General features: G+C 49.6%; 20 protein-coding genes and 1 other annotated feature. Of the genes, 1 reads left to right on the top strand and 19 read right to left on the bottom strand.

Features of this window, described 5'->3' with window-relative positions:
- Nucleotides 1-92 precede the first annotated feature (92 nt).
- The 19 genes from rpoB to GC101_RS31100 form a co-directional block, all read right to left on the bottom strand.
- Nucleotides 93-3,638, bottom strand: a complete 3,546-nt coding sequence (gene rpoB, locus GC101_RS31010; protein WP_039298596.1) for a DNA-directed RNA polymerase subunit beta — start codon at nt 3,636-3,638, stop codon at nt 93-95.
- A gap of 429 nt (nt 3,639-4,067) precedes the next feature.
- Complete coding sequence (locus tag GC101_RS31015; RefSeq protein WP_039298593.1) at nt 4,068-4,664, bottom strand: class I SAM-dependent methyltransferase; 597 nt, start codon at nt 4,662-4,664, stop codon at nt 4,068-4,070.
- A 133-nt stretch (nt 4,665-4,797) separates the two neighbouring features.
- Complete coding sequence (gene rplL, locus GC101_RS31020; protein ID WP_039298590.1) at nt 4,798-5,157, bottom strand: 50S ribosomal protein L7/L12; 360 nt, start codon at nt 5,155-5,157, stop codon at nt 4,798-4,800.
- A gap of 63 nt (nt 5,158-5,220) precedes the next feature.
- On the bottom strand, nt 5,221-5,724 hold the full coding sequence (rplJ, locus tag GC101_RS31025; protein ID WP_039298586.1) for a 50S ribosomal protein L10: 504 nt from the start codon (nt 5,722-5,724) through the stop codon (nt 5,221-5,223).
- Between the two features lie 64 nt (nt 5,725-5,788).
- Nucleotides 5,789-5,941, bottom strand: a sequence feature (ribosomal protein L10 leader region).
- A 68-nt stretch (nt 5,942-6,009) separates the two neighbouring features.
- Complete coding sequence (gene rplA, locus GC101_RS31030; protein ID WP_039298583.1) at nt 6,010-6,702, bottom strand: 50S ribosomal protein L1; 693 nt, start codon at nt 6,700-6,702, stop codon at nt 6,010-6,012.
- A gap of 81 nt (nt 6,703-6,783) precedes the next feature.
- Nucleotides 6,784-7,209 carry a 50S ribosomal protein L11 gene (gene rplK / locus GC101_RS31035; protein ID WP_020427083.1) on the bottom strand — a complete coding sequence of 142 codons (426 nt, stop codon included), beginning with the start codon at nt 7,207-7,209 and terminating at the stop codon, nt 6,784-6,786.
- Between the two features lie 75 nt (nt 7,210-7,284).
- The gene (nusG, locus tag GC101_RS31040; RefSeq protein WP_020427084.1) at nt 7,285-7,818 is read right to left on the bottom strand and encodes a transcription termination/antitermination protein NusG; all 534 of its coding nucleotides are present in this window, start codon (nt 7,816-7,818) and stop codon (nt 7,285-7,287) included.
- A 21-nt stretch (nt 7,819-7,839) separates the two neighbouring features.
- The gene (gene secE / locus GC101_RS31045) at nt 7,840-8,031 is read right to left on the bottom strand and encodes a preprotein translocase subunit SecE (RefSeq protein WP_020427085.1); all 192 of its coding nucleotides are present in this window, start codon (nt 8,029-8,031) and stop codon (nt 7,840-7,842) included.
- A gap of 20 nt (nt 8,032-8,051) precedes the next feature.
- Entirely contained in the window at nt 8,052-8,201 is a 150-nt protein-coding gene (gene rpmG, locus GC101_RS31050; protein ID WP_074086515.1) for a 50S ribosomal protein L33, read from the bottom strand.
- A gap of 365 nt (nt 8,202-8,566) precedes the next feature.
- Entirely contained in the window at nt 8,567-9,211 is a 645-nt protein-coding gene (gene sigH, locus GC101_RS31055; protein ID WP_020427086.1) for an RNA polymerase sporulation sigma factor SigH, read from the bottom strand.
- Nucleotides 9,212-9,349: 138 nt separating this feature from the next.
- On the bottom strand, nt 9,350-9,871 hold the full coding sequence (locus GC101_RS31060) for an NYN domain-containing protein (RefSeq protein WP_039298569.1): 522 nt from the start codon (nt 9,869-9,871) through the stop codon (nt 9,350-9,352).
- A gap of 2 nt (nt 9,872-9,873) precedes the next feature.
- Entirely contained in the window at nt 9,874-10,635 is a 762-nt protein-coding gene (gene rlmB / locus GC101_RS31065) for a 23S rRNA (guanosine(2251)-2'-O)-methyltransferase RlmB (protein ID WP_171720461.1), read from the bottom strand.
- A 60-nt stretch (nt 10,636-10,695) separates the two neighbouring features.
- Nucleotides 10,696-11,133 carry a Mini-ribonuclease 3 gene (locus GC101_RS31070; protein ID WP_171720462.1) on the bottom strand — a complete coding sequence of 146 codons (438 nt, stop codon included), beginning with the start codon at nt 11,131-11,133 and terminating at the stop codon, nt 10,696-10,698.
- Nucleotides 11,130-12,536 (bottom strand): cysteine--tRNA ligase, encoded by a 1,407-nt coding sequence (gene cysS, locus GC101_RS31075; protein ID WP_171720463.1) that lies wholly within the window; start codon nt 12,534-12,536, stop codon nt 11,130-11,132. The genes GC101_RS31070 and cysS overlap by 4 nt, the downstream gene beginning before the upstream one ends.
- 52 nt (nt 12,537-12,588) lie before the next feature.
- Nucleotides 12,589-13,281 (bottom strand): serine O-acetyltransferase, encoded by a 693-nt coding sequence (gene cysE / locus GC101_RS31080; protein WP_171720464.1) that lies wholly within the window; start codon nt 13,279-13,281, stop codon nt 12,589-12,591.
- Nucleotides 13,282-13,800: 519 nt separating this feature from the next.
- The gene (gltX, locus tag GC101_RS31085; protein WP_171720465.1) at nt 13,801-15,264 is read right to left on the bottom strand and encodes a glutamate--tRNA ligase; all 1,464 of its coding nucleotides are present in this window, start codon (nt 15,262-15,264) and stop codon (nt 13,801-13,803) included.
- A 55-nt stretch (nt 15,265-15,319) separates the two neighbouring features.
- The gene (ispF, locus tag GC101_RS31090) at nt 15,320-15,808 is read right to left on the bottom strand and encodes a 2-C-methyl-D-erythritol 2,4-cyclodiphosphate synthase (protein WP_171720466.1); all 489 of its coding nucleotides are present in this window, start codon (nt 15,806-15,808) and stop codon (nt 15,320-15,322) included.
- On the bottom strand, nt 15,805-16,503 hold the full coding sequence (ispD, locus tag GC101_RS31095; protein WP_171720467.1) for a 2-C-methyl-D-erythritol 4-phosphate cytidylyltransferase: 699 nt from the start codon (nt 16,501-16,503) through the stop codon (nt 15,805-15,807). The genes ispF and ispD overlap by 4 nt, the downstream gene beginning before the upstream one ends.
- A 94-nt stretch (nt 16,504-16,597) precedes the next feature.
- Complete coding sequence (locus tag GC101_RS31100) at nt 16,598-17,686, bottom strand: PIN/TRAM domain-containing protein (protein WP_171720468.1); 1,089 nt, start codon at nt 17,684-17,686, stop codon at nt 16,598-16,600.
- Nucleotides 17,687-17,897: 211 nt separating this feature from the next.
- Between GC101_RS31100 and GC101_RS31105 the strand changes: the two genes are divergently transcribed.
- Entirely contained in the window at nt 17,898-18,293 is a 396-nt protein-coding gene (locus tag GC101_RS31105) for a nucleoside triphosphate pyrophosphohydrolase family protein (protein WP_039298549.1), read from the top strand.
- Nucleotides 18,294-18,403 lie beyond the last annotated feature (110 nt).

Raw genomic sequence — 18,403 nt, forward strand, 5'->3', positions numbered from 1 at the left:
ATATCCTGATTTAGTACCACAGCCCTCTCTTGACGGTAAGTCAACAGAGGGCGCGGTCCTTTGTGTAATGAAATTAGTGTCTTGCTGGTGAACTACTCTATGCCGACTTCTGCGCCTTCTAAATTGAGGCTCAGCTTGTCGCCTGACGTCTCGTCCTCATCGTCCAGTTCTTTCATCTCGATCTCCTGCTCGTCACCGCTAAGGATTTTGACATCCATACCCAGCGACTGCAGCTCCTTGATCAATACCTTGAACGATTCCGGAACACCCGGTTCTGGAACATTTTCACCTTTGACGATGGATTCGTACGTTTTCACACGGCCGACCACGTCATCGGATTTCACGGTCAAAATTTCTTGCAGTGTATACGCCGCGCCGTAAGCTTCAAGCGCCCACACTTCCATTTCCCCGAAACGCTGTCCGCCGAACTGAGCTTTACCGCCCAGTGGCTGCTGTGTAACGAGTGAGTAAGGACCTGTAGAACGGGCATGAATCTTATCGTCAACCATGTGCGCAAGCTTGATCATGTGCATAACGCCGACAGTAACTTCACGCTCGAAGCGCTCGCCTGTACGTCCGTCATAAAGCACAGTTTTACCGTTACGCTGCATACCGGCTTCTTCCATCGTATCAAACACGTCATACTCACGTGCTCCGTCGAATACAGGAGTAGCTACGTGGATACCCAGACGCAGTGCCGCCATACCGATATGGACTTCCAGCACCTGTCCGATGTTCATACGTGAAGGTACGCCCAGCGGGTTCAGGACAACCTGTACCGGTGTACCGTCCGGAAGGAACGGCATATCTTCTTCTGGCAGAATACGGGCAACGACACCCTTGTTACCGTGACGTCCGGCCATCTTGTCACCTTCAGAAATCTTACGTTTCTGAGCGATGTAGACACGAACCAGCTGATTCACACCAGGAGGCAGCTCATCGCCGTTCTCACGGGTGAACACCTTAACGTCAACGATAATACCATCACTACCATGCGGAACGCGCAAGGAGGTATCGCGGACTTCACGGGCCTTCTCACCGAAGATAGCGTGCAACAGGCGTTCTTCAGCAGTCAGTTCAGTTACACCCTTCGGAGTAACTTTACCCACGAGAATATCGCCAGCGTTGATTTCCGCACCGATACGGATAATTCCGCGCTCATCCAAATTGCGGAGCGCCTCTTCACCAACGTTTGGAATATCACGCGTGATCTCTTCAGGTCCCAGCTTGGTGTCACGGGCTTCGGATTCGTATTCCTCGATATGAATCGAAGTGTATACATCTTCCTTAACCAGCTTCTCACTCAGCAGGATCGCATCCTCGTAGTTGTAACCTTCCCAAGTCATGAACGCAACGACTACGTTACGGCCAAGAGCAAGTTCGCCCATTTCTGTGGAAGGTCCGTCTGCAAGAATGTCACCTTTCTTAACAATATCACCACGTTTAGCCAGCGGACGCTGATTAATGCAAGTACCTTGGTTCGAACGCATAAATTTGTGTAATTTATATTTAACGATATCGCCTTTAACTTCCTTGCCTTCAACCGCCTCTACACGGCGCAGCCAAATTTCATTGGCAGAGGAGCGTTCGATAATACCGTCATATTTGGAGACAATACATACGCCCGAATCCTTAGCGGATTTATGTTCCATCCCTGTGCCGACAAGCGGAGCTTTCGGAATCAGAAGCGGAACGGCCTGCCGCTGCATGTTCGATCCCATCAGTGCGCGGTTGGAGTCATCATTCTCAAGGAACGGAATGAGCGCCGTAGCGACCGACACAACCTGCTTAGGTGAAACGTCCATGTAGTCAACACGGTTACTAGGCATTGTAGTAATGTTATCTGAATCTTTGTTGTAACGGACGATAACCATGTCTTCCTTAAATGTACCATGCTCATCAATCTGTACATTCGCCTGGGCAACTACATAGTTATCTTCTTCATCGGCAGTCAGGTAATCGATTTGTTCTGTAACCTTGCCAGTCTTTGGATCCACCCAACGATACGGAGCTTCAATAAAGCCGTATTCATTAATGCGTGCAAAGGTAGACAAGGAGTTGATCAAACCGATATTCGGACCTTCCGGTGTTTCGATAGGACACATACGGCCGTAGTGACTGTGATGTACGTCGCGGACTTCAAAGCCTGCGCGTTCACGTGTCAGACCGCCGGGTCCGAGTGCCGACAAACGGCGTTTGTGTGTAAGTTCAGCAAGCGGGTTCGTCTGATCCATAAACTGGGACAGCTGCGAACTACCGAAGAACTCTTTGATGGACGCGATAACCGGACGGATGTTGATCAGTGCCTGCGGTGTAATCGCATTGGCGTCCTGAATCGACATTCTCTCCCGCACCACGCGCTCCATACGGGACAGACCGATACGGAACTGATTCTGCAGCAATTCACCTACAGAACGCAGACGGCGGTTACCCAAGTGGTCGATATCATCTGTATTGCCGATACCGTGCAGCAAATTAATAAAGTAGCTGATTGAGGATATAATATCAGCCTGGGTAATATGCTTGACCGACTTGTCAATGTTGCCATTGGCGATCAGCTTGATAATCCGGCCTTCTTCAATTGGCGAGAATACGTCAATGGTCTGCAGCGGAATATCTTCACTGTCCATAACCCCGCCAGTAACACGGTAGTTCTTGCCAGCTACATTCTTCTCGAAATAAGGAATCAGCTCATCAAGCAAGCGGCGGTCAACCATCTGGCCGGATTCAGCCAGGATTTCTCCTGTAGATTCATCAACCAAAGGCTGTGCCAGACGCTGATTGAACAGACGATTCTTGATATGCAGCTTCTTATTGATTTTGTAACGGCCTACATTGGCCAAATCATAACGTTTCGGATCAAAGAAACGTGCGACCAATAGGCTCTTGGCATTGTCAAGTGTCGGTGGTTCGCCCGGACGCAGACGCTCGTAAATTTCAATAAGCGCCTTCTCCGTGGAGTCCGTGTTGTCTTTATCCAGCGTATTGCGAATATATTCATCATTGCCAAGCAGTTCCAGAATTTCAGCATCACTGCCGAAGCCTAGAGCACGCAGAAGCACGGTTACCGGGATCTTACGGGTCCGGTCGATACGGACATACATGATGTCCTTAGCGTCGGTCTCCAGCTCCAGCCAAGCTCCGCGATTCGGAATTACTGTGGCGGTGTAGGTTTTTTTGCCGTTCTTATCCACTTTTGTGCTGAAATAGACGCTTGGAGAGCGAACCAACTGGCTGACAATAACCCGTTCCGCACCATTGATAATAAAAGTGCCGGTTTCCGTCATCAGCGGGAAATCTCCCATGAACACTTCCTGCTCTTTGACCTCACCGGTCTCCTTATTGATGAGACGCACCTTCACACGCAGAGGAGCCGCATATGTCACGTCCCGCTCTTTAGCGTCGTCAACCGTATACTTCGGTTCACCCAGGCTGTAATCAATGAACTCTAGTACCAAATTCCCTGTGAAATCCTGGATCGGCGAGATGTCCTGGAACATTTCCCGCAATCCTTCCTCCAAAAACCAGTCATAAGATTTTTGTTGGATCTCGATCAGGTTCGGGACCTCGAGTACCTCGTTAATTCTCGCATAGCTCCGCCGAGTGCGTCGACCATACTGAACAAGATGTCCTGCCAACTTTACTCACCCCTCATGTCTACTCACTTAAAAATTGATTGCGAACCCTTGTTTGGACCCGTATAATGGAACCATAACACAAGGATTCAGCCATAAATACAGAAAAGCCCCTTATCGAAATCTTTCGAAAAAAGAGCGCATCTATCCACGGCCAAAATACTCCTTATCCAGTAGATTTGCCCAAAACGTGCGTATTATACGTCACCAAGCAACAGTTTATGCGCTATTATCTATTGTCCCGGCGACCTTCGCCGTGACAGGAACATAGAGAACGGAATTCGCAAAAACCTGCCGTACGGCATGCGCTTACCGGGCGACAATATATCACTTGACATTTCAGCAAACTAAAGACATGGAGCCTAGCTTAATACTGACATTTTATAATAATAACACTATCAACATTGCATGTCAATAAGTATTAATATTTTTTTACTTCTTCGCTCTGATAATGCGATAACCCTTGTCTTTCCCCACTTCTTCCACATCCGAGAACAGGCTTTCCAGCTTGGCGGCGGCCGATGGTGCGCCCTGCTTCTTCTGGATGACTATCCACAGACTTCCACCCTCATTCAAATGCGCATGTGCCTGCTCAAAAATCTCATGAACTACAGCCTTGCCTGCACGAATTGGCGGGTTGGTAAGAATCACATCGAATGTACGCCCCTTCACCGCAGACAGTACATCACTTTCCATAACCGTAACATTGCGGATTCCGTTATGCTGCGCATTCTCGCGGGCAAGCTCTACCGCACGGCTGTTGATATCAATCATCGTCACATGTCCCTTGGGAGTGAGGAGTGCTGCACTAATCCCCATAGGGCCGTAACCACAGCCAACATCCAGCACCTCTGCCCCATCCGGAATTTCCATTGCTTCGATCAGAACTCGGCTGCCATGATCAATATCCCCTTTGGAAAAAACACCGGCGTCGCTTGTAAAGCGGAGGCTTTTGCCTCTCAGTACCGTATCGATGCTGCGTCTGTCATGACGTGCTTCCGGCTGCTGCGAGTAATAATGCTGCGACATACAATCCTCCCTTTCACTTGGCTCTAATATACAAAGCATATCTTATAGAGCAACCCCCTTGAACAAGTTCAAGGGGGTTGCAAGAACCGGACAGAATCACTTCATATCCGGGGCAGTACCTACTTAAATCAAATTATTTTACTTCTACAGAAGCGCCTGCTTCTTCCAATTTTGCTTTAGTAGCTTCTGCTTCTTCTTTGCTTACTTTTTCTTTGATTGCTTTTGGAGCGTTGTCTACAACGTCTTTAGCTTCTTTCAAGCCAAGACCTGTGATTTCGCGAACGATTTTGATAACGTTGATTTTGGAAGCGCCAGCGCCTGTCAAAATTACGTCGAATTCGGATTGTTCTTCTTCAACAGCTGCTACTGCGCCGCCAGCTGCTACTGGAGCTGCTGCAGTTACGCCGAATTCTTCTTCGATTGCTTTAACCAGGTCGTTCAGTTCCAATACGCTCATGCCTTTAATTTCTTCCAAGATTGTTTCTTTGCTCATGATTGAACCTCCATTATATTTGAATTGGTTTGTGGTATTGATTATGAAGCTAGAAGCAAAGGCTTACGCGCTTTGTTCTTCTTTTTCAGCAACAGCTTTAACTGCAAGCGCGAAGTTGCGGATTGGAGCTTGAAGCACGCTAAGCAGCATGGACAGCAAACCATCGCGGGATGGAAGCTCAGCCAGTGCTTTCAGTTGGTCAGCGTCGATAACGCGACCTTCTACAACGCCGCCTTTAAGTTTCAGAGCGTCGTTCTTCTTAGCGAAGTCGTTCAAAATTTTGGCTGCTACTACCGCATCAGTTTCACTGAAAGCGATCGCTGTAGGACCAGTCAGGACAGCGTCCAGATCAGTCAACTCAGCCGCTGCAGTTGCACGGCGAAGCAATGTGTTCTTCAGGACTTGAAAATCAACGCCAGCTTCACGAAGCTGCTTACGCAGTTCAGTCACTTGCGAAACGTTCAATCCGCGGTAGTCCGCAACAACAGTAGAGATACTGTTCTGCAGTTTGCCAGTTACAACATCAACCGCATCCTGTTTAGCTTGGATTACTTTTGCATTTGCCAATTGTATACACCTCCTGAAAATTTATGTGACGGCGATTCTTCCGGAGAATCCGCGCCGTTCCTACGCAGGCATTAGAAAAGCCTCCGCAGATTCACGAAGGCTTGATAAAACGGAAAGCAATCAGGCGAACCTGTTACTTTTTGTTTCTATCACAACACCTCGGTAGGAAATTAAGCCCTACGGCACCTACTGTCTACGGTAAGCATATTCGAATTCAAGATTGATCACCTTAATGTTCACAACTGTTATAGATTATCAAAGATGACTCAAAGAGTCAACCCTTAATTATCTGAAAGCAGCTGCGTTCACGCGAGCGCTAGGTCCCATTGTGGACGAAATAGCGATGCCTTTAAGGTATACACCTTTAGCAGCAGCCGGTTTCGCACGGTTCAGAGCGTCGATGAGGGATTTAAGGTTCTCGTTCAGTTGTTCAGCGTTGAAAGACACTTTGCCGATTGGCGCGTGAATTTGACCCGCTTTGTCAAGACGATATTCGATTTTACCGGCTTTAATTTCTTGAACAGCCTTGGTAACGTCGAAAGTAACTGTACCTGCTTTAGGGTTAGGCATGAGGCCTTTACCACCGAGCAGACGACCCAGTTTACCGACTTCACTCATCATATCAGGTGTAGCTACGCAGACGTCGAATTCAAACCAGCCCTGTTGAATTTTGTTGATCATATCAGCATCACCAACAAAATCCGCGCCAGCAGCTTCCGCTTCTTTCGCTTTTTCACCTTTTGCAAATACAAGCACGCGTTGAGTTTTGCCTGTGCCGTGAGGCAGGACAACAACACCACGAACAGCTTGGTCTTGTTTACGCGGGTCTACACCCAGACGAACTGCTGCTTCAACGGTTTCGTCGAATTTAGCAGTTGCTGCCTTTTTCACAAGCTCTACAGCTTCTGAAGGCTCGTAAGTCGCTTCGCTGTTGATCAGCTTAGCAGATTCTTGGTATTTCTTACCATGTTTAGCCATGAAAATGTTCCTCCTTTGTGGTGTTAGCGGAAATTCCTCCCACATATTGCGGTCATGAATGACCGGTTCATCGAATACATATTAGTCTTCGATTGTGATACCCATACTGCGGGCAGTACCTTCAACCATACGCATTGCAGCTTCGATAGATGCAGCGTTCAGATCGGGCATTTTTGTTTCAGCAATTTCACGAACCGCTGCGCGGCCGAGTTTTGCTACTTTCTTCTTGTTTGGTTCACCGGATCCTTTTTCTACTTTTGCAGCGATGCGAAGCAGAACAGCAGCCGGAGGAGTTTTAGTGATGAAGGTAAAGGAACGGTCTTCAAATACTGTAATTTCAACCGGGATGATCAGGCCAGCCTGGTCGGCAGTACGAGCGTTGAATTCCTTACAGAATGCCATGATGTTGACACCTGCTTGACCTAACGCCGGACCTACTGGAGGCGCTGGATTCGCTTTCCCTGCAGGAATCTGCAGTTTCACCATTTTAATAACTTTTTTAGCCATGAGTGACACCTCCTTGCGTAAATAGTGGTATTCGAATGCTAAACAGCATTCTCCCACAAGAAACCCTTGCGCTTGTTATATCTTCTCCACTTGAGTGAAATCCAACTCGAGCGGGGTTTCCCGTCCAAACATGTTGACATGTACCTTGATCTTGCTTTTGTCTGCCAAAATCTCTTCCACGGAGCCCACAAAATTCGCAAACGGACCGACCATAATACGTACGGATTCCTTAATTTCGAAATCAATCTTCGCTTTAGGTTCAACCATGCCCATATGCTTCAGAATTTGTTCAACCTCTTCAGGGAGCAGAGCGGTAGGCTTGGACCCCGAACCAGTTGAACCGACAAATCCGGTAACGCCCGGCGTATTGCGGACTACATACCAGGAATCATCAGTCTGAACCATTTCGACCAAAACGTAACCAGGGTAAACTTTGCGCATGACAGTTTTTTTCTTGCCATCCTTGTTTACCAGCTCTTCTTCCATAGGAACAAGAACGCGGAATATTTTGTCTTCCATGCCCATGGACTCAACGCGTTTTTCCAAATTGGCCTTGACCTTATTCTCATACCCGGAATAGGTATGAACGACATACCATCTTTTTTCCATATCAAGCCACCTGGGACCTCTCTAAATAATCGCTTCAATCACAGCGGAAATACCGATGTCCAGAACCCAGAAGTAAAGAGCGATAACTACAATTGTACCGAGAACGATCAATGTATAGTTTTTCAGTTCCTTACGGCTAGGCCAGCGAACCTTTTTGAGTTCACTCCAGCTCTCAGTGAAAAAGGAAAACAAAGACTTGAAACTACGTTTCACGCCGACTACACCTCCAAAGACTATCTGGTTTCGCGATGAGGAGTTTGCTCGTTACAAAACTTGCAAAATTTCTTCATCTCCAAGCGGTCGGGGTGATTTCGCTTGTTTTTGGTTGTTGCATAGTTTCTTTGTTTGCAACTTGTACAAGCCAAAGTGATAATTACCCGCATGATATGCACCTCCCGAAGACGTACTTCTAACCGTTAAATTAGAAGACGCAAATATTGATTCAAAAAAAAAGCCGCGAATTTAGGCCTACCTAAAACACTTTAGCATAATATCATTGCCCGTGTCAACGAAAGAATTCCCCCATCGCACTGGGTATTTCCGGGTGGTGTAGCTGGTGCCGTACATAATCTTTGGTCTTGAGTATTCCTTCATCACTCGCTGTCTTCACTACCATTATGGATCATTCCGCCATGGTATAAACCTGCAGCCTACTGTTGTCTGAACAAATTACACTTCCATCACGCCGAAATCTTGCGGGACACTAAAAAAAGACTCGAGTCCCGAGCCTTTCTAGTTCATTATATCATTAATTGTCACGCACTTCCAGATATCTTTCCAACTTACGCTTCACTCGCTGCAGAGCATTGTCAATAGACTTCACATGCCGCTTCAAGTCCTCAGCAATTTCCTGATAGGACCGTCCATCCAGATAGAGCATCAGAACCTTGCGTTCCAGATCACTAAGGATCTCCGCCATCTTATCTTCCAGTCCGATGAACTCCTCCTGGTTGATAATCAGTTCTTCAGGATCAAGCACCTGCGTTCCGCAAATCACATCCATCAGCGTCCGGTCGGAATCCTCATCATAGATGGGTTTGTCGAGCGAGACGTATGAATTCAGCGGAATATGCTTCTGGCGGGTCGCCGTCTTAATGGCAGTTATAATCTGTCGGGTGATGCACAGCTCGGCAAACGCCTTGAACGAGGAAAGCTTGTCCCCCTTGAAGTCACGAATTGCCTTATATAAGCCAATCATGCCTTCCTGTACAATATCTTCACGATCTGCCCCGATCAAAAAATAGGAACGAGCCTTGGCACGTACGAAATTACGGTACTTGTTGATTAAATGTTCCAATGCGCCACTGTCGCCACCACGGAAGATCTCGACAATTTCTTCATCACTTATGAAATCATACTCGGATAGCATTAATTCCTTGAGGTCGACACTCACCAAGAATCCCCCCGGCTGCAACGCAAGACACATCGTTACTTCGCGAAATATAGGATCAGTATATATTATGTTACCTTACAACGTCAACCGAAGATTGTCCAAAAACAATCTTCTATAACATATTATGGCATTTCTTAATTACTGTCTGCGCCAGTCTTCGAGACGTTTCCGCGTTTCCGGAGGCAGCTTGTCTTCCAGGGAGTGACGGGTGCTGCTTACACTTCCCGGTTCAATAGCCTTTTTAACCTGTTTATGATTCTCTTCAATCTCCAGCCTCAGTTCTCTTGCCGAGATCCGGAGTGCCCCTTGCGCAAAAACAACATGCTGCTCCACAAAATCGCTGGTCGCCACAGAAATCTGTCTTCGGCGGTGAGTAAATTCTCCCACCAGCCGCTCAATGCACTCATCTGCCGTTTCCTTTTCCTTAGTGAAGAAGACCTGGACTTTCCCCTGTACAAATGACCGTCCAAGTCCCGGCACACGGTATGCATCGAATACGGCTATGACGCGCAGCCCGGAGAATGCCTGATAATCGGCCAGCATATCGAGCAGCCGGTCACGTGCCCCCTGCATGCCGGTCTGCGACAGCGCCGCAAGTTCCGGCCAGCCGCCGATCATGTTGTATCCGTCCACGAGCAGTATATCGCGCCAGTCTGCCATAGTTATCCCTGTTCTTGCCGGCGGCGGAGCACCTCGTACATAATTACACCGGCTGCCACGGAAGCATTAAGAGAGTTGATTCTTCCCGCCATCGGCAGCTTCAGCAGCACATCGCATTTTTCACGGATCAGGCGGCCCATTCCTTTATTCTCATTGCCGATAACCACTGCTACCGGTCCGGTAAAAATATCAGATCCGAAGAGATTCTGATCCGTATCCACATCGGTTCCAACCACCCACACCCCAAGTTCCTTCAGGCGGTCTATCGTCTGGCCCAGATTGGTTACGCGTGCAACGGGCACATATTCCACTGCACCGGCAGAGGTTTTGGATACCGTTGCTGTAATCTGCGCAGAACGCCGTTTCGGTACAATTACCCCATGCACCCCCGTGCAGTCCGCCGTACGCAGAATAGATCCCAGGTTATGAGGGTCCTCAATTTCATCCAGCAAAAGAAGAAAAGGCGGTTCCCCTTTGGCTTCAGCAGCCGCAAGAATATCAGCAACCTCTGAGTAAGCAAACGGTGCCGCCTGCGCAACCACCCCTTGATGCTGAACTCCCGGTGCGAGCTGATCGAGCTTCCGCTTATCCACATGCTGAATTACAATTCCTGCTTTGCGGGCTTCAGCGACGATAGGTGCCGTTAAGTGCTTTTGTGCAGTTTCGGCGATCCATATTTTGTTCAGTGTCCGGCCGGCACGAAGCGCTTCAAGGACTGAATGCTTGCCCGCCAGTATTTCCTCTTCCGTTCTCAATTCTTCCATGTTCATGTCTCCTGTTCTAAGTACCCATATATAACTATAAACTCCGCGGCTTATTTAAACTCACTTGCTCCGGTTCAACATGTATTCGATGCTGCTGTGAACAAGCTCCTGGATTCTCGCCTGCTGTCCTGTATAATACAAATGCCCGATCAGGCATTCAAAAGCAGTCGCGTGGCGGTATTCCAGCACATCCGCGTTTTTGGGAATCGTGCCGGACTTGGCATTGCGCCCTCGTCTTACCACATCCTTCTCTTCCTCAGTGAGCACCGGCTCAAGGTAAGCAAGAATCGTGCTCTGGGCTTTGGCCGAGACCAGTCCCGTTGCCGAGCGGTGCAGATGATTCGGACGCAGATTGGGCAGCGAAATCAGATACTGCCGCACAGCCACTTCATAAATGGCATCTCCTGCATACGCCAGAACAATCGGCGAGAGCAAACGGGCCGGCTTGGACGGTTCGTACGGGAACCATGCGCTGTTCAGATCAAACTGCCCGCTCATTTACGCCGCCACCGCATTCCCTGTGGAGTGTCTTCCAGCAGGATGCCCAGGGCATTCAGCTCATCGCGGATTTCATCGGACCGGCTCCAGTTCTTATTCTTGCGCGCTTCAGCGCGTTCAGCAATGAGACGCTCAACCTCTTCACTGGCAACCTCTTCATCAGCCTCCGGAGTAAGTCGCAGTACTGAATCCATCTCGGCAAAAGCCTTCAGCAGTGCTGCAAAGTCTGCGGAATGAGCGTCATTATCAGCAAGCGTCAAATTGGCCAGGCTTACCCAGTCAAACAGAGCGGTAATCGCATCCGGCGTATTGAAATCATCCTGCATTCTGGCATGGAAATTGCCAACAATAGCTGCCAGGCGTTCCACGATCTGTGTACTTGCCGCTCCCTCTGCCCCGTCCGTATCCAGTTCAAGGCGATGCTTCACATTACCCGCTGCCGTAGTGATGCGCTCCACGCTTTTCTCAGCAGACAGCAGTGCTTCCTCCGAGAAGTTCAGCTGATTGCGGTAATGGCTTGAAAGCATGAAATAACGGATAGTCCCCGCTTTGAAGCGTGCACGAATATCCTTCACAAGCAGACCATTTCCAAGTGATTTCGACATTTTCTCATCACCAATGTTCAAAAATGCGTTGTGCATCCAATACTTCGACAGCGGCTCACCCGTCAGCACTTCTGTTTGCGCGCATTCGCACTCATGGTGCGGGAACTTCAAATCCTCACCGCCGCCATGGATGTCGATCGTTGTACCCAAATATTCGCGGACCATTGCCGAGCACTCAATATGCCAGCCCGGACGCCCTTCTCCCCATGGACTGGACCAGTGTACCTCACCCGGCTTGGCTGCCTTCCAAAGCACAAAATCCTCCTGGTTCTCCTTGCGCGAATCCACCTCAACACGGATACCGAAGCGCAGCTCCTCCAGATTCTGGCCTGACAGCTTGCCATAATTAGCAAACTTGCCGGTCCGGTAGTACACATCTCCGCCGTTCTCGTAAGCATATCCCTTATCCTCAAGCTCCTTAATGAACTCAATGATCTTGTCCATGCTCTCTGTAACGCGCGGATTCATGGTTGCCGGCTTTACACCAAGTCCGGCCAGGTCTTCCTGATAGGCGGAGATGAACATTTCCGCAACCTCAGCTACAGTAATGTTCAACTCTTCCGCTTTGCGGATCATTTTATCATCCACATCGGTAAAGTTCGTCAGATAGCGGACTTCATTGCCAAGGGCCTCCAGGTAGTTGCGGACCATATCAAAAACGATAACCGGTCTGGCATTCCCGATATGCATATAGCCGTAAACGGTTGGACCGCATACATACATTTTTACTTTACCAGGTTCCTGCGGTATGAATTCTTCCTTGCTCCGTGTCATTGTGTTATAAATCTGTACAGCCATTCTGTTCCCAATCCTTTCTGTTCCCCCTGGATTCTCTTGAATCTCCATATGGTTATATTTCATAATCGCCGATATACTGCTGGCTCTCCAGCCGCCGCTGTTCCTTCTTCTGCTTGTCTTCGGACCCCATCTGCTCGCGCAGCTCTTCGATTTCCTTCTGCAGGAAACGCAGGGAATCAATCAGCGGATCCGGCATCTGGGTATGATCCAGCCGGTCGGATACACGTTCCCCGTTGCGCTTAACCACGCGTCCGGGATTTCCTACAACGGTGCTGTTGCTGGGCACTTCGCGCAGAACCACTGCATTGGAGCCGATATTGCAATTATCGCCGATTCTAAACGATCCCAGTACTTTGGCACCGGAGCCGATGACAACATTGTTGCCGACGGTAGGATGGCGTTTGCCCTTTTCTTTCCCTGTCCCTCCAAGTGTGACCCCCTGATAGATAATGACATCGTCACCAATCTCACAGGTTTCACCAATGACTATACCCATTCCATGGTCGATGAACAACCGGCTTCCGACAACCGCACCCGGATGAATCTCCACTCCGGTCATAAATCTGCTCATCTGCGATACGATGCGTGCCAGTGTAAACCAGCGGCGTTTATAAAAAGAGTGGGCAATCCGGTGTGCCCAGATGGCATGAAGTCCGGCGTAGGTGAAGACAACCTCGAACTTGCTGCGGGCAGCGGGATCGTTGTCGAATACTGCCCGAATGTCCGACTTGATATGCTTAAACATCACGGTTCCCCTCTTCTTTGACTTCCCCACCTCCTGTTTACAGGTGCGCAAAGGAAGATAGTGTCTTCAGCCCACTTGCTCTATTCATCTGTATGCTGTGAGCATTCAATCGGTATCCTTATATTTCAACAAAAAACGCCCCTGCAGCATTATGCTGCAGAGACGTTTAACCGTGGTCCCACTCTGCTTGAACATACGCACAATCAGACTGCCGTTAACTTCGCGGCAGGTGCATGCGGTGTTCCTCTTGGCGTCTGTAACGGCAACGTCCCCGGCACAGTCTACTGTCCCCTGACAGACAGGGACGCTCAACCGTGCAGCTCACAGGTGCATGTTCAGCGGCAGACAAATGAATAACTCCCAGCCTGCAAGGGAAATCTCCCTCAGCGGTTATTCTCTCTGGCAATTGCCCGTATACGCGTACTTTTCCTGATCACAGCTATTATTAGTTATTATATTCTTCTATCTTAGCGAAAAGCCGCAGGGCTGACAAGGGGTTCTACCCTCATATCCCCCGGTTTATGCGCCTTTGATCTGCGATTTCAGACGTTCAATGACCCGGTCCCGGCCAAGCAGCGCGATGGTCGCATTCAAATCACGGCCATGCATCTGACCGGTCAGAGCGACACGGATCGGCATAAACAGCGCTTTACCTTTGTGTCCGGTTTCTTTCTGGACTTCTTTGATCAGCACAGCCATATTGGCAGCGCTGAAATCCTTAGCAGCTTCCACTTTAGCGAGAAAAGCGGACAGCACTTCAGGAACCTGGGCTTCGGCAAGTACTTGTGCCGCTTCCGTCTCCAGTTCCAGATGGCTGCGGAAGAAGAGCTCGGAGAGCCCCACAATATCCGAAGCGGAGTTCATCTGTTCCTGATACAGCGCAACCAGGCTTTCTGCCCAGATCTGCTGCTCATCACTCAGAACCTCCGGCAGACGTCCCGCCTTCTGCAGATGGGGGATAGCAAGTGCCGCGATCCGCTTAGGATCGGCATGCTTGATATAGTGATTATTGAGATGTGCCAGCTTGTTCGTATCGAATACAGCCGGGCTCTTCGACAGACGGTCGGCAGTGAAGATCGAGATCAGCTGTTCCTTGCTGAAGATCTCCTCCTCACCTTCCGGCGACCAGCCCAGTAATGTGATGAAGTTGAAGAGCGCTTCCGGCAGATAGCCAAGCTGGTCATACTGCTCGATAAACTGAATAATCGATTCATTCCGTTTGCTCAGCTTCTTGTGGTCATCGCCGACAATCAGTGTCATGTGGCCGAACAGCGGCGCTTCCCAGCCAAGAGCTTCATAGATCATGAGCTGACGCGGCGTGTTGGAGATATGGTCTTCCCCGCGCAGCACATGGGAGATGGCCATCAAATGATCATCTACAGCTACAGCGAAGTTATAGGTTGGAATACCATCCTTCTTCACGATGACGAAGTCGCCCATTTCTTTGGTGTTGAACGAAATGCTGCCTTTAACGATATCATTGAAGGTATAAGTACGGTCTTCCGGAACCAGGAAACGGATGCTGGCAATACGGCCTTCCGCCTCATAGGCAAGGCGCTGCTCCTCCGTCAGATTACGGTGTCTGCCGGAATAACGCGGGGTTTCGCCGCGTGCAGTCTGTTCCTCACGCTCTGCTTCCAGCTCCTCTTCCGTACAATAGCAGCGGTAAGCAAGGCCGCGGTCCAGCAGATCCTGCCAGTAGACACGGTACAGATCCAGACGTTCTGTCTGGCGGTAAGGACCATATTCGCCGCCTACATCTACGCTCTCATCCCAATCCATTCCCAGCCATTTCAAATATTTCAGCTGGCTTTCTTCGCCTTCTGCGATATTACGCTTAAGGTCTGTATCTTCGATCCGGATAATGAATTTGCCGCCCAGATTGCGGGCGAACAGGTAATTAAACAACGCCGTTCTGGCATTTCCGATATGTAAATGTCCCGTAGGGCTCGGTGCGTAACGCACCCGGACTTGATCCGTCATGGGTTTCCCTCCGCTTCATATTGGTTAAAATTAGGCTGTTGTTACTTCAGCCATCTCAAGATGATATCACATCTTGGAGCAGACAGACAATAGATTGTGCGGCAATTCCTTCTCCGCGTCCGGCGAAGCCGAGCTGCTCGGTAGTTGTCGCTTTTACATTGACCTTTGAGAGATCCGCATCCAGTGCACGGGCAATAACCTCGGTCATTTGCGGAATATAAGGCGCCATTTTGGGTTTCTGGGCAATGATGGTCGAATCTATATTTCCCAGCCGGTAGCCCCGTTCACGGGCAAGCGCCCATACATGCTCCAGCAGCTTCAAGCTGTCTGCATCCTTGAAGGCAGGATCGGTATCTGGAAAATGTCTGCCGATATCCCCCAGTCCAAGCGCCCCAAGTATAGCATCGCTAACTGCATGCAGCAGCACATCCGCGTCAGAGTGTCCCAGTAATCCCTTCTCATAGGGAATAGTCACTCCGCCAATAATACACGGCCTTCCTTCCACCAGCTGATGCACGTCAAATCCTTGTCCTACAGCGATCATCTCTGTTCCTCTCCCCTGCTTCTTTCTGTGAATTCAGCGAAATCCAGGTCTTCCGGTGTCGTAATCTTAATATTCCTGTAGCTTCCTTCTACTACCGAAACGGTAATTCCGCTGCGTTCCGCCAGACTGGAGTCATCTGTACCGAGGAAGCCGTCACGCTCTGCCTCGTCATAGGCTGACATCAGTTCGGACAAACGAAAAGTCTGCGGGGTCTGAATCGCCCACAGACTTCGCCGGTCCGGCGTAGACAGCACATTGCCTTCGCCATCCACCTGCTTGATCGTATCCTTAACCGGAACTGCAAGCACAGAGGCTCCGGCAGATCTGGCCCGTTCGTAACAAGCTTCAATCTCACTGCCCTGTACGAAAGGCCGGACACCATCATGTACCATTACCCAGGTGGTCGTAAGTTCTCCCAGTCCCCGGCGTACCGAGTGCTGGCGTTCAGCCCCTCCCGGAATAACAACAGACACCTTGTCCAGCTTGTAGGCCTGTACCCATTGCCGGCAGCGCTGCACATCTGCTTCACCGGTGACAAGCACGATTTCAGAGATGAGTTCATGCTTCTGGAATACCTCCAGGGTATGCACGATAATCGGTTTGCCCTGAAGCAGCAGATATTGTTTGCTCTCTGCCGTTCCCATTCGTGTCCCTCTGCCTGCCGCCACTATCACGGCGCCCACACTGTTTGACATTCTTTCGGCTCCTGTCTTTCACGTATATCCCCATCATAACGTGTTTGGACGGCATTTCCAAGCCTATAAGACCGCTCCAGGGGCTGATTTACCCTTATTGCGCTTTTTCCAGCAGCTTCGGTTTGGCAAAAATCATCCGGCCTGCGGAAGTCTGTAGCACACTGGTAACCAGAACCTCCATCGTAGTGCCGATATAATCACGGCCGCCTTCCACGACAATCATGGTGCCGTCGTCAAGATAAGCCACGCCTTGTCCATGTTCTTTGCCGTCTTTGATCACCTGCACAATAATTTCCTCACCAGGCAGAACCACCGGCTTCACCGCGTTGGCCAGATCGTTAATATTCAGTACCGATACGCCCTGGAGCTCGCAAACCTTGTTGAGATTGAAGTCATTGGTGACAACCTTGCCATGCAGCACCTTAGCCAGCTTGACCAGCTTGCTGTCCACTTCGGAAATCTCCTCGAAATCACCTTCGTAGATCAGCACTTTGACATCCAGCTCTTTCTGAATCTTGTTTAGGATATCAAGCCCTCTGCGTCCGCGGTTGCGCTTCAGCAGATCTGACGAATCTGCGATATGCTGCAGCTCCTCAAGAACAAACTCGGGAATAACGATGGTTCCTTCAATGAAACCCGTTTTGCAGATATCGGCAATCCGGCCATCGATAATAACACTCGTATCAAGAATCTTATGCTCCTCAGGTCCCCGACCCTCCGGTTCAGCAGAACGACCCCAGCGTCCGGTAGTCCATAGCGAAGCCAGCTCTTCCTTCTTCTCCAGCCCGATCCGCAGGCCCATATAACCCAGAGCCAGGGTTGCTGCCACCTGCAGCAGCTCTCCAGCCTTGCCCAGCCAGGCCATGACTGGATACAGCAGCAGTGACAGCAGCAGACCTCCTGTAAGCCCTGCAGCGCCTGCAGCGAGTTCGCTCATCGGTATACGCGAACAATACTGAACCGCCTCCTGCAGTTTTGTACTCGCCCAATCCGCGCATAACGTCCCCGCAAACAAAAAAATAATGGCACCCAGCACCGCAAACAAAATGCTTCCTTCCACGGGCAAGCTATCACCCAGTTTTCCCATGCCCTCCGGGAACCCTCTTTCTGCCGCATGATATAGCGAATAACCGGACCAGGCTCCACATAACCCGGCAAGCGTCAAAATAATCTTTTTCCACATAACCAGCACCTCCTTCTATTCATCCAAAAATGATCTATACCTCACCAGTATGTTCCAATTTTTAGGACGATAATCCGGGGAGCCGTTATTTTTTATGAAGCCATTAATTTCCTGGTCTGCAAAGCCTGCCGTAAACTTCTATTCCTTGTTGAAAACAGGGGAGGCCCTGGCATATAATGAACTCAATTACGAACCCAGGGGTGAATGGAAAATGAGCGCACCAAGTTTACAGGCTTTCCAGGATCAAGTTTCCGAACTGCTGCTCCGTCACCGCAGTCTTCTGGATGTAATGTCCAAGAATGGACAGAGCAGTGCATCCGTCAACCGAGCTGTCGTCAAATCCATTACGGAATGCGGCTGCATTCAGCTTCACGCAACCAAGCAGGTCTTTGAACCGGCTTTGGGACTTGAACAAGCCAAAGAGCTTGCCGGAACCCATCTTGAAGGTGAACTGTGTGAGAACTGCCGGGAGGTCATTGCCTCAGAACTGGGCCGCGAGCTGTTCTATATGTCTGCACTTTGCAATTTGCTCGATATTAATATGGACGAGGTTGTGTCTAAGGAATCGCAAAAATGCGCTACACTCGGATTATTTAACTTGTCCTAGCAAGGCAGCCCGCGCTCTCCTTCATCCGTTACCAATGCAGAAAAGGCTGTGCCTTCTCCTGAATCAGGGAGGGCACAGCCTTTTTTGTATAGATAAAAAAAGTAATAAGT

This window comes from Paenibacillus phytohabitans (assembly GCF_013141775.1).
GTDB lineage: Bacteria > Bacillota > Bacilli > Paenibacillales > Paenibacillaceae > Paenibacillus_AQ > Paenibacillus_AQ phytohabitans.